9 protein-coding genes are annotated in these 12,276 nt (G+C 48.6%); 8 read left to right on the top strand and 1 reads right to left on the bottom strand.

Annotated elements, in window-relative coordinates; genetic code table 11:
• Positions 1–195: 195 nt before the first annotated feature.
• Positions 196–714, bottom strand: a complete 519-nt coding sequence (locus I8U17_RS12085) for a phosphatidylglycerophosphatase A family protein (RefSeq protein WP_033099494.1) — start codon at positions 712–714, stop codon at positions 196–198.
• A gap of 265 nt (positions 715–979) precedes the next feature.
• Between I8U17_RS12085 and I8U17_RS12090 the strand changes: the two genes are divergently transcribed.
• The 8 genes from I8U17_RS12090 (at position 980) to I8U17_RS12125 (ending at position 12,232) form a co-directional block, all read left to right on the top strand.
• Positions 980–1,765, top strand: coding sequence for an SDR family oxidoreductase (locus tag I8U17_RS12090; RefSeq protein WP_198059469.1), 786 nt, complete (start codon positions 980–982; stop codon positions 1,763–1,765).
• Positions 1,766–1,817: 52 nt separating this feature from the next.
• The gene (locus I8U17_RS12095) at positions 1,818–2,915 is read left to right on the top strand and encodes a phosphotransferase (RefSeq protein WP_198059470.1); all 1,098 of its coding nucleotides are present in this window, start codon (positions 1,818–1,820) and stop codon (positions 2,913–2,915) included.
• Between the two features lie 225 nt (positions 2,916–3,140).
• Entirely contained in the window at positions 3,141–4,412 is a 1,272-nt protein-coding gene (locus tag I8U17_RS12100; RefSeq protein WP_198056060.1) for a dicarboxylate/amino acid:cation symporter, read from the top strand.
• Positions 4,413–4,777: 365 nt separating this feature from the next.
• Positions 4,778–6,664, top strand: coding sequence for an OPT family oligopeptide transporter (locus I8U17_RS12105; protein ID WP_198059471.1), 1,887 nt, complete (start codon positions 4,778–4,780; stop codon positions 6,662–6,664).
• A gap of 6 nt (positions 6,665–6,670) precedes the next feature.
• Entirely contained in the window at positions 6,671–7,027 is a 357-nt protein-coding gene (locus tag I8U17_RS12110) for a PqqD family protein (RefSeq protein WP_198059472.1), read from the top strand.
• 272 nt (positions 7,028–7,299) lie between these two features.
• A complete protein-coding gene (locus I8U17_RS12115) occupies positions 7,300–8,913 on the top strand; it encodes a peptide ABC transporter substrate-binding protein (RefSeq protein WP_198059473.1) in 1,614 nt (537 codons plus the stop codon).
• Between the two features lie 69 nt (positions 8,914–8,982).
• Complete coding sequence (locus tag I8U17_RS12120) at positions 8,983–10,041, top strand: M42 family metallopeptidase (RefSeq protein ID WP_033099490.1); 1,059 nt, start codon at positions 8,983–8,985, stop codon at positions 10,039–10,041.
• 34 nt (positions 10,042–10,075) lie between these two features.
• Entirely contained in the window at positions 10,076–12,232 is a 2,157-nt protein-coding gene (locus I8U17_RS12125; RefSeq protein ID WP_198059474.1) for an aKG-HExxH-type peptide beta-hydroxylase, read from the top strand.
• Positions 12,233–12,276: the final 44 nt, after the last annotated feature.

Below are 12,276 nucleotides of genomic sequence, written 5' to 3' on the forward strand. Positions count from 1 at the left end.
GTGACTCGGAGGGACGCTGGGGAACCATTGAGCGACCATCTCGGGACACAGGGAGGTCTAGGGGGGGCATACCGGCCCGTCTGGAAATGCGCTTTGACGGAAACAAACGTTGACAGAAAAGGCGGTTTCTCCATGGATGAGTGTGATCCGGAAGGAAACCGCCCCATCTGGTGGAACTTGTTGTGGATGTGCCGGTCAATCCGGCGGAGCTTGTTTGCGGTTATGGGCGAGCCGGGAGGAGGCGGAGGCCGCGATCGCTCCGACGATATCATCCAGGAAGGTATGGATTTCCCCGTCGTGCTTGTCATTTAAACGTTTCAATACACCCGGTTTGACGCGGTCGATATAGCCGTAGTTGGTCAGACCGATACTTCCGTAAACATTGAGAATGGCCATTGACAACACTTCATCAATTCCGTATAAACCCTCATCGCGAACCAGCATATCCAACAGCGGTTCTTCGAGCTGCCGGCGCTCCGCCAGCATATCGAGTTGTATTCCCGTCAGCACCGCGTTTTGCACTTCTCTTTTTTTCAGCACTTGCTTTACATTTTCCAGGCATTCCTCGAGGGTTAAGCTTGGCAGATAATCTTTCTGCAAGAAAAACGTGAGTTCAGCGATTTCTTTCAGTTCGACCCCGCGTTTGGCGATCCACTGCAAGGTCGTTTGATACAGTTCCTCTTCCGATACACAATTCTGGGTTGACCCGGTCATACGGCGATACTCCTTTAAATCAGGTGAAATTCTTGAATAACTGCAACTGGGAATGATCCTTATGATGGACCCCGAATACCCCAACAATCCAGGGATGAAAGACTGGGAAAGTCAGGAGCGGGCATTGCGCTCCAAACTCGCAACGGAAGGCGGCAAGAGCTCGGCATGCCAAAAAGCCCCCAACATTTTCTGCTGACATGCAAGGCAGCCTGTTTTTCTATTTTCTCCTGACATGGTGAGTTTATGAAAAAGAGAGGTGATGGAGATGGAGAGAAAAGTGGCACTGGTTACCGGCGGTTCAACGGGGCTGGGCAAAATGGCTGCGGCCCAGTTGGGAAAAGCCGGATATCGATTGGCGGTAAATTCGCGGACGGATCGCGGGAATGCGGACGGTCTCTCCCCAATCCTGGGGCCGGAAGAAGGAGAAGTGCTCCGTGTTTACGGCAATGTCAGCCGGAGAGAAGAAGCTGAACAGGTTGTCGCTGAAACCCTGGCACACTACGGCCGGCTCGATGTCCTCGTTCATGCGGTTGGCCCTTTTATTCGCGAGCGCAAATGGTTTGTGGAGCATTCGGCGGCGGAAATTGAGGAGATGATTGCAGGCAACCTCCTGAGCGCCATGTGGATCACACGTGCGGTTCTTCCCGGGATGCGCAAACGAAAATGGGGCCGAATCATTTTTTTCGGGTTTGGCAGAGCGATGGAGGCACCGGCATGGCCGGATCGTTCCGTATACGCCGCAGCGAAAACCGGACTGGTTTCCTTTACGAAAACATTGGCTGTTGAAGAAGCACCGTTCGGCATTACCGTCAATATGGTTTGTCCCGGGGATATCGTCGGGAATAACAAGGAAATGCTGATAGATCAGGTGCGGATGCTAAACGATGAAGAAACGCCGCGGGGACGACCGGGCAGTGGCGAGGATGTGGCACGGGTCATCCGTTTTCTTGTCGAAGAAAAGTCTGATTTTGTGACCGGAAACTTGATTAATGTGACAGGAGGCCTCGATGTCATTCACCCTGTTTCCAAGAGGAAACACCCTGATTTCTAGGCACCTCACCCTCACGTCGCGAATAGAATAACACGACGAGGGGTGAGGGATTATGTCATCTGATTTTCAGCCCGGATATTTGTCCGAACTTACCGGAGAAGAGCAATTGGAAATGCTCCTCCACTACCATTACGGTTTTCACGTGAAAGAGGCCAAGCCGATTCGCGGCATTGTTCGTTTGCGAACCGATCAGGGCACTTATGTGCTGAAAAGGGTGAAACCGGGAGAGAAAGATCGTTGGCACTTGATCAAGCAAGTGGCGGAACACGTCAACGGGAAGCAAGAGAAGCGCGTAACTCTTCCGGAACCGCTTGATACAGGAGCGAAGAAACTCTATTTTGACGGGTTTCGCTATGCCTATGTGCTCTTGCCCTGGATGGAGGGGGAAACGGTGTCGCTCTCCGGCCTGGATGAGTGGGCCCGTCTCTCAGAGTCACTTTCCCTCCTGCATCAGGCGACAGCAGATTTTCAACCTTCAAAGGAGCATGCGGAATATTCCCGGCTGTCCGCCAAAGAATCACATCTGAAAAAGGCTTTGCAACAGATTGAAATTTTTCATTTGGCTGCTAAATTAACTTCCTATCCAAGTGATTTGGACCGGACATGGTTGGACATTTCCGGCTATACTATCGGCATGATGGAAAATATGATCAAATATTATCAAAAAATCAACGGCGACGAGGCATGCCGGGAAACGGTCAAATTCGGCAAGATCTGCCATTCCCGGCTGCATCGGCATAATTTGTTGCAAGCTGGCGAACAATCCGTTTTTCTCGATTGGAATGAGATGACCCTCGACGTGAGAACGGCCGATCTGGCCGATTGGTTGATGTATGCCTATGGATGCACGGGCAGCCCCGGGGTTTTGCAGGCGATTCTTGCAGGTTATCAGCAGGTGGCTCCGCTGGATGAATCCGAGTATTCACTCATTTATGCCCAGTTTTTGTTTCCCGGAAAATTGACACGACTTCTGCAAAATGTCTATTTGAATCAAACATTGTCGGAAACAGCCGCTGTTTCCCGCGTCCGTACGGCGATTGATATCGAGGAGAAAAAAGAAGGGCTGCTAAAAATGTACGCCAATGTTGTCAAAGATCATTTCGGCGTGACTATTCCGCAGTTGGACTGGTTGGAAACGAAGAAATCATAACGGATGTACAAAATTATGAAAGGCAGCAAACGACGGATTCGCCGTAAATATTGAGAATCGACAGATCCGGTCCCTTGGGGCCTTTTTTATTTGATTTTGATAATCTATTGCACAATATGAAATCGTTTACAATTTAATAAATTTCATTTATCATTATAACAAGATGAAGCTGATGAACCAAACTTGTATAATCGCTGAAACAAATGCAGGAAGGAGCGAATCAAATTGCGCCGAATCCTGAATAATCTGACCTTCCAAGTGGTTGTGGCCATTATCGTGGCAGTGGCGCTCGGGGTTTTGTGGCCTGACGGGGCAAAGCAGATGAAACCGCTTGGGGACATGTTTATCAATCTTGTAAAAATGGTGGTGGCCCCGATCATTTTCCTGACCATTGTCTTGGGGATCGCCAAGATGGGGGATATGAAAAAAATCGGTCGTGTCGGAGGAAAGGCGATTTTATATTTTGAGCTCGTCACCACCTTTGCCTTGATAATCGGGGTGCTGGTCGCTCATCTGCTTCACCCGGGGGCGGGAATCGATGCGAGCAAGCTGGACAAAGGGGATATTTCGCAATATACGAAAAGCGGGGAAGAAATGGATTGGGTCGGGTTTTTTGTCAATATCGTTCCTTCCAGCATGATCGGCGCTTTTGCCGAAGGGGATACCCTGCAAGTGGTCTTTTTCGCCGTGATTTTCGGTTTTGCCTTGGCCGGTTTGGGGGATTACGGAAAAAACATCATTGATCTGTTTGAACGGTTTTCCAAGGTTTTTTTCAAAATTGTCTCCTATGTTATGAAGGTGGCTCCGCTCGGCGCTTTTGGCGGAATGGCCTATACAATCGGGAAATTTGGGATTAAATCGCTGTTGCCGCTGGGAAAATTGATGCTTTCCGTCTATTTGACGATGATCCTGTTTGTTTTTGTCGTTCTGGCGCTGATTTGTCGTATGTATCAATTCCGGATCTGGCATTATCTTCGATTTATCAAGGAAGAATTGTTAATCGTCCTTGGAACTTCTTCCTCGGAGGCGGTCCTGCCGCGCATGCTGGACAAAATGGAGAAGTTCGGATGTTCCAAATCTGTTGTCGGTCTGGTGATCCCGACAGGATATTCATTTAATCTGGATGGCACCTCCATTTATCTCTCGATGGCTGTTATCTTTTTATCACAGGTTTTTCACGTTCACCTTTCCATCTGGCAACAAATCACCATTATTGCAATTTTGATGTTGACTTCCAAGGGGGCTGCGGCCGTCACGGGTGGGGGATTTATTGTCCTCGCTTCCACATTGGGTTCGATGAATTTGATTCCGGTCGAGGGATTGGCGCTGCTGATCGGGGTGGATCGCTTTATGTCGGAAGCTCGGGCGATTATCAACTTGATCGGAAATGGGGTGGCAACCATGGTTGTCGCCAAGAGCGAGAACGAATTTGATGAAGAAAAATATAAGGAAGCGGTTCTCGCTATGAACAAGAAAGAATCGAAAATATCGGCTTGACCGATGGCATGGAAAAGCCACGGATCCCTTGTGACAGGGGAAACGGGGCTTGTTTTTTTTTGCGAAAGTTTGTTGCAGGCCGGGGTGTGGTGTCCTTGGAATTCTGCTTAGTTTCATCTTATGATTGTGTCAGACAAGGCAGAATCTAGGTGCTGTTTTGCCTGTATCATTCATGGCCGGGATGTTTGTCATTCCAGTTATTGAGGAAAGATTTTTATACAGTTTTGTCAGAGTTGAACGTGAAATGATAAAAATTTGAGATAATTAGATGAAAATAGTTAATGTTTCATGTTATTATGATGAAGGATTGTATAATAATTGAATAATTGTCAAATAATTTTAACTCGGAGGAGGGAAAGTCAAATATGAGTAAGGACAAGCAAAAATTTGTTCCTTATGTGCCTGCGACGAAGTCACTTCCGGAGTTGACGGGATTTGCCATCGTCCTGGGAATTATCTTGGCCATTGTCTTTGGGGCGGCCAATGCGTATCTCGGGTTGAAAATCGGTTTGACGGTGAGTGCGTCGATTCCGGCGGCCGTAATCTCCCTGGCTATTTTACGGGGAATTTTCAGAAGGAAATCGATTTTGGAAAACAACATTGTGCAAACGATGACCACTGCGGGTGAAGCGGTGGCCGCCGGGGCAATTTTTACGTTGCCGGCGCTGTACCTGTGGCATTTAAATCCGAGCAACTGGTTGATTGCGTTTATCGTGTTGACCGGTGGTTTCCTCGGCGTGTTCATGATGGTCCCCTTGCGTCGCCTGCTGATTGTGAATGAGCATGAAGTCCTTCCTTATCCGGAAGGGACTGCTTGTGCAGAAGTACTTAAATCCGGAGAAACCGGCGGCAGCCATGCCCGCAAGATTTTTTCCGGTTTTCTGGTGGGAGGGATATTCAAGGCGTTGGGGGATGGATTCCATTTATTTAAAACTTCCATCTCCGCGATGATCCCGGGGTATAAAAATGCGGCGATCGGGATGGATGCAATGCCCTCTCTGCTCGGGGTCGGCTATATTATCGGACCGCGCATCTCCGGGCAGATGATCGCCGGCGGATTACTGGCTTCCATCGTGTTTGTTCCGTTGATTTCCTTTTTTGCCAGCGGAAATCCCAGTGTCTTTTATCCTGCCGGCCAGCCGGTCGGAACATTGGATGCAGGCGCGATTGCCGATTATTACATCCGTTACATCGGGGCTGGCGCCGTGGCCATGGGAGGATTGATTACCTTAATCCGCACGCTTCCCATGCTGTTCAGCTCGATCCGTGACACAATTGCCGGTTTGGCCCGACAAAAAGAGAAGGGGTTTAAAATTACGCGGACTGATTTTGATATTCCTATTCCCTATCTGCTGATCGGGGCTGTTCTGTTGATCTTGTTGATCGCCTTTACCCCGGTGGTTCATGTCGGGATCATCGGTGCAATTGCAATTGCCGTTTTTGGCTTTTTGTTTGTGGCTGTGGCTTCGCGCATTGTGGGGATTGTGGGCAGCTCCTCCATGCCTGTTTCCGGGATGACCATTGCCACCCTCCTGATCACAACCCTGATCTTCAAAGCGCTGGGCATGCACGGGATGCCGGGGATGGTTGCTTCCCTGACAGTCGCGGCCATTGTCTGTGTATCGCTTGCAGTTGCCGGCGATATTTCCCAAGACCTGAAAACAGGATACCTCGTTGGTGCGACTCCGTGGAAACAACAAGTGGCGATGATGATCGGGGTTGCAGCAAGTGGCCTACTGATCGGCTGGGTATTATATCTGTTTAACCAGGCTTATGGTATCGGCGGCGATGTGCTTTCCGCTCCCAAAGCAGTTTTGATGAAAATCATTGTTGAAGGATTGATGCAGGGGCATTTGCCTTGGCAGCTGATTATCATGGGTGCGGCTCTCGCCATTTCCATCGAGTTTCTCGGGTTGAACTCTTTGACCGTAGCTGTGGGTTTCTATCTGCCTGTCTCAACGAGTGTGCCGATCATGATCGGCGGCCTGATCCGCTGGGTGACGGATCGCTTTGCCAAAACAGAGGAGGAGAGAAAAGAGCGGGAAGAAACGGGTACTTTGTTTGCCTCCGGTTTGATTGCCGGTGAAGCATTGATCAGTGTCGTAATTGCACTGTTAATCGTGCCGGGACTGATCAATCCGGATGCACCGGCCAAATTTGCCAGCAACTGGCTGCCGCTCATCCTTTTCCTTGGTTTAACAGCGGTGTTGTGGGCAGTGACTGTGAGAAAATCCAAGTCGAATAAGGCGTAGATGGGTATGTTCAAACGTAAAAACAAGGAAAACTTGCTCCAGTTTACTCCTTTTTTAAAACCGGCTTACCGTCTCGAACCAATCCCAGGCGAAGAAGGTCTGATGCAGGTTGTCATTCCGCGGACAAATCCGATTGAACGTTTTTCCGTTCGCTTTTTGAAGCAACCGGCTTTCATCTGCGTGCGTCTGGATGAACTGGGGAGCTTCGTTCTCTCTTTGTGTGATGGGCAAACGACAGTAAGCGAGATGGAAGAGAAAGTGGGGGAGAAGTTTGGAGAAAAGGCAGAGCCGGTTTTACCCAGGCTGGTGAAGTTTTTGGAGATCTTGGAAGCAAACGGTTTGATCGGCTGGAAAAAAGAATGATCATGATCGCTTTGAGGCTGTTGACTCTTCTCCGTCAACAGCCTCTTTGGTAATTTTGCTCTTTCATTTCACCTCAAATATTCTTGATTTATATTATACATAATATTTGACATATAAAAAATATTAACTTATTATTAAATTATTGGAGTCATATTTTGGTGTTTTATCATAAAAGGATTTAAAATTGAAAAAACTTTATTTTCATTCTTAATACAGCCTTGTCTTTGTAAGGCATGACATCATCAGGGTAACCCGGAGAGGTGGAAATTAGTTTGAGAATTTTTATTATTCTGATCGCGATCGCGCTGGTCTTGGGTGGTTGCGACTTCAATGACGAAGCGGGTAAGCCAAACCAAGTGCTCCATGTTGTCAATCATGTGACAAGCGAGCCTGCGAGTTTGGATCCGTTATTGGTGAATGACATTGGATCCGGGGAAGTACTGTATCATGTGATGGAAGGGTTGGTTCGCCTGGACAGGGAAGGAAATCCCCGGCCTGGTATGGCGAAAAGCTGGAAAGCCAGCGCTGACATGAAGAAATTCACATTTGAACTCAGAGCGGCAGAGTGGTCGAATGGTGATCGTGTCACAGCTCATGATTTTGAATACCAGTGGAAGAGAATGTTGAGCCCCGAAAATAAGGGGAAATCCATGTTTTCTTATAAGCTGTATTGCATAAAAAACGGTGAAAAGTTTCAACAAGGTGAAGCTGAAGCTGACGATGTGGGGGTGAAAGCGCTGGATGATGACACATTGGAAGTCACGCTTGAACAACCTGCGCCATACTTTCCCAGTCTTGTTGGAAATTATGCATTCTATCCGGTCGACAAAAAGGTGGTGGAAAACAATCCGGATTGGAGTCGTGAAGCAACCAGCTATGTAGGAAACGGCCCTTTTAAATTAAAAGAGTGGAATCATGACGAAAAAATTGTACTGGAGAAAAATGAGCGATTTTGGAATGCAAAAGAAGTGAAATTGGAAGAGATCGAATTCCCGTTCATTTCCTCGCCGACAACGGCATACCAGATGTTTTTGAGCAAAAAATTGAATTATCTTGGCTCAGGTGCCATACCAACTGATTTGCTCCCCGCATTGACGAAAGAGGGGAAAGTGCAAAACCACCCGATTTTGGGGACCTACGTGTACAAAATGAATGTGGAGCAACCTCCATTTGACAACCAAAAAATCAGGTTGGCCTTTTCCATGGCCATTGACCGTGAACAGCTGTCGGAGAATCTCTTGCAAAGTGGACAACAGGCCGCTGTGAGCTGGGTGCCATGGAAGATGCCGGATCCCGTAGAGAAAAAAGAGTTTTATCAGGTAACGAAACCGGTTTTAACTCCCCGGGCTCAGGCAGAAAAAGCGAAAAAATTATTGGAAGAAGGAATGAGAGAAGAGGGGATCCGTCAATTGCCCGAAATTACTTTGGACTACAGCAATTCCGAAACAAACAAAAAGATTGCCGAAGCGGTTCAGCAGATGTGGAAAAAGACTCTTCAAACAGAGGTGAAGTTAAGGGGTTCGGAATCAAAAGTGTATTTGGCCAAATTGGCTTCCAAAAACTATCAAATAGCGTCAATGGGCTGGGTATCGGATTTTAATGATCCCGTTGTGTTTATCGATTGCTTTGTGACGGATGCAGGTGCAAATGAAACCAATTGGTCCAATAAGGAATATGACCGGTTGATGGATACCGTCAAGAGCAGTCCGGATCAGCGCATACGCATGCGAGCGATGCACAAGGCGGAGGAAATCCTTATGAATGAAGCGCCAATCATGCCTATTTTTTATTTGACGGAGAGTTCGATGGCAGATAAATCGGTGAAGAATGTTGTCGTGACCATAGGGGGGACGACGGATTACACATACGCCTATATAAAGGAATAAGATTCAAACGATCGGTTTGAAACTTTCCGGCAAGAGGACGCTGAATGAATGAGAGAGTGGGGGATTGGAATGGAGATAAATGCTTGGCTTCCCGCGTTAAAACAACTGTCGGAGTTGCCGGGACCGGCGGGGCGTGAAGGCCCTGTCCGCGATTGGTTGCGACAGAGATGGAAAAGGCATGTGGAAGAGTGGGAGGAAGATTCGTTGGGGAATATTTTGTGCAAAGTGGGTGGTCAGGGTCCGAGAGTCTTGATTGCGGCCCATATGGATGAAATCGGGTTCATTGTCCGCTATATTACCGATTCAGGTTTCATTCTGGTTGAATCGGCTCAGGAACCGCGTGATGTTCCGCTGGACAAGCTTTATATGATTGGATGTCGGGCTCAAGTGATCGGGCGCGGCGGGGTGGTTGCGGAAGGGATTTTTGCTGCGCCGGCCGGACATGTTCTGTCACAGTCGTTTGTGAACCGCACTCTCACCTACAAAGATTTTTTTGTTGATATCGGAGCCAATTCCAGGAAAGAAGCGGAGGAAAAAGGTGTCCATATCGGGGCGCGTGTGGTATGGTATCGCCCTTTGCTGCAAATGGGGACAAGAGTGGTCGGGAAAGCGATGGATGATCGGGCCTTGCTTGGAGTTATGGATCTTTTGTTGAAGCAGCTGATACAACGCAAAGAATCGCTGGCGTATGAAGTTTGGTTCGGCGCAACCGTTCAGGAAGAAAACAAGGCGCACGGGGCCTATGCGATCGGTCGCAAGCGGGAGTTCGACTTGGCCATTCCTTTGGACGTGGGATTGGTGGGGGATATCCCCAATATCAGTGAAGATGATTATCCCGCCCGTTTGGGAGGCGGTCCCATCCTGGTTCACAGGGATTCAGTTGTCCATTATGATGAAGGGCTTCTGTGGAAAATGGCGGATGTTGCCGAGCAACATCATATTCCCTATCAACATGGTTTGTTCAGCAACTATGGTTCCGACGGCATAGCTTTCGTTGACAGCGGAATTCGCTCCATTCTGGTCACGATTCCCACGCGGTATACACATACGCCGTTTGAAATGATCGAATTGAGCGACATTGGGCATACCGTGGAATTGTTGAGTTGTTTTTTGCAACAAAAACGCTGAAAAATCGCCTGAGCATGGATGAGGGGGAGAGTGCATGATGCTGGCAGGATTGACTTGGGAACAGTTTTTTCAAGAGTATTGGCGCAAGAAACCCCTTTTTATCAAAGGAGGGGCTCTCAAGTTGTTGCAAACGCAATGGCAGGCGGCGGAGTTTGAGGAAATGGCACGTCAGGTGGAGGAGTTGGACCCCCGGCTTGTTAAAAGAAATGCCAATGGCCTCACTTTCGTGCAAAAGGTGAGCATCGTGAATGAACGGTTGAGTGAATTGGCCGTCCGATTTCAAAAGGAGATGTCCTGTCCCAGCATTTGGTTTGACGGAGTGAGGGCGAATCACGGACACAGCATCGGTTGCCATTTTGATGACAGCGATAATTTTGTTTTGCAACAAGAAGGGGTGAAAATTTGGAAACTGCACCCGCCTGACATCATTGCAGACGAAGTGCTTCAAAAAAGAATGTTGAAAAACCCGGATGTGGGGAATATCTTTATGCCGGATGAGTATCTGGAATTTATCCTGGAGCCAGGCGACTTGTTGTACATTCCGATATTCTGGCCGCATTGGGGTGTTTCCGAAGGTCCTTCCCTCAGCCTTTCCCTGGTTTGCAACGCTACGAACGGCTTGCGTGATCTGTTGCCGCTTGTATCCCGACAACTGGCGGAAGACCCGGAATGGTGGAAGCCGCTGCCGATGATGCGGCTGGATGAAGGCGGGCAAGACGATGAATTTGACCGGATGTTGGAACGGTTGCTGGCCCGCATGCAAGAGGATTCGTTTAAAGAGCGGGTAAAATCATTGTGGCGGAAACAGCGTTGCCGCCAAGTTTACGGAGAAGCGCAGGAAGAGACGAACAATCGGGGAAACAGCAGAGGCGGCCAGGAGGAACTGCTGATTGATATGGATCGTGTTCGGGAGATATATGGTCAGCCTGTTTCGTCATTTGACCTGAAACAAGTGGTTTTGCCGGGAGAGACAACCGCATTCAACGCTTTCAGGGAACTGGTGTTTCGCGTTTATTTGAAACGGTTCTTGCTCGTCTGCTCCAAAGGTTTTCCCATGTTGGAAACAAGAGAATTGAAGGATTCAACTCAGACTTTGTTAACCCTCTTGTTGCAGTTGGATCCCAAACGATTGGCGCAAGCGGCGGTGCGCCCGGAATTAACCTCCTGGATCTGGCGGGCGCACGAGGCGATCGATTTTGGTTATGGCCCGCGAGTGGAGGAAATATTCTCATATTTAGGAACATTCTTTCTCCCATTTTTTCTGCAATCGGACTTACCTGATTTGGAGGGGGAAAGTCTGGTTCTCAGGCGTTCCACCAAAGACACCATCCAGTTATGGCCCATTGGCAAACAGATACACGCAGCAAAAGGATTTGCGTCCCTTATGAGAGTGAACTTCAAAAATCGGGCCATCCAATTGCAAAATGATCAGGAGACGGTCGAAGTCCCGCTGGAGACATTTTGGAAAGAAGAGGGAGAGATGCGGATCGGTCAGGGGATGGAGATCACTCGCCTAGCCGTGCTCAGGAACACCTCCGCGGTCATTTGTGCGGGGCATGACTGGTATGAGAACTTTTTGCCCGGAGATTCAAAAAAGGATGTAACCGGTCTGCGACAAACATGCAGTAATGAAGAACGGACTGATTTGAATCGATGCCTTGATGAAGGGATCGGGCTGGTTCGTGCTTTTTGGCCGGAGGCTTTTGCCGAGTTGAACGAACAGATTTCATGCATTTTGCCCTTGAAGTCAAAAGGTTATCTTCCATATCAGACAACAATCAAAGCATTTCGTGGCATGATTGCGACAAGCGCACGCCCGTCCTACCTTGCTGCCCAAACGTTGGTTCATGAAACCGGGCACAACAAATTCAATTCCGTTTTGGATCTGTATCATTTGTTTGAAAATGATCCGGGTGTTTTGTTTTATTCACCGTTTGACGATGACCAACGGCCTCTGACATGGATCTTCCATGAAACCTTTGCATTCCTTCAGGATATTCACATTTCCGGGCGGTTGCTGGGGGCCGTGGAGCAGATTGAAGACCTTTCTCTCGAACGCTATTTGCGCAAGACATCAGAGCGGGTGGAGAAGGCGTTGGACATGATCCGGAAGCATGCCCGGCTGACCGCGGAAGGGGAACGGATCGTGGCAGGGTTCGAAGAGGCACTGCAAAAAAAGGCCGTGAAATGAACTGTGCGAACAACCTGAAAAACAGACTGACACCTTGCACTTGG

Origin of the sequence: Thermoactinomyces sp. CICC 10521 (genome assembly GCF_016055135.1) — a bacterium.
GTDB classification, from domain to species: Bacteria; Bacillota; Bacilli; order Thermoactinomycetales; family Thermoactinomycetaceae; genus Thermoactinomyces_A; species Thermoactinomyces_A daqus.

What these genes read in the sequence shown, in the direction of transcription:
- I8U17_RS12085 (WP_033099494.1), bottom strand. Translation starts at nt 714, where the DNA reads ATGACCGGGTCAACCCAGAATTGTGTATCGGAAGAGGAACTGTATCAA.
- I8U17_RS12090 (WP_198059469.1), top strand. Translation starts at nt 980, where the DNA reads ATGGAGAGAAAAGTGGCACTGGTTACCGGCGGTTCAACGGGGCTGGGC.
- I8U17_RS12095 (WP_198059470.1), top strand. Translation starts at nt 1,818, where the DNA reads ATGTCATCTGATTTTCAGCCCGGATATTTGTCCGAACTTACCGGAGAA.
- I8U17_RS12105 (WP_198059471.1), top strand. Translation starts at nt 4,778, where the DNA reads ATGAGTAAGGACAAGCAAAAATTTGTTCCTTATGTGCCTGCGACGAAG.
- I8U17_RS12110 (WP_198059472.1), top strand. Translation starts at nt 6,671, where the DNA reads ATGTTCAAACGTAAAAACAAGGAAAACTTGCTCCAGTTTACTCCTTTT.
- I8U17_RS12120 (WP_033099490.1), top strand. Translation starts at nt 8,983, where the DNA reads ATGGAGATAAATGCTTGGCTTCCCGCGTTAAAACAACTGTCGGAGTTG.
- I8U17_RS12125 (WP_198059474.1), top strand. Translation starts at nt 10,076, where the DNA reads ATGATGCTGGCAGGATTGACTTGGGAACAGTTTTTTCAAGAGTATTGG.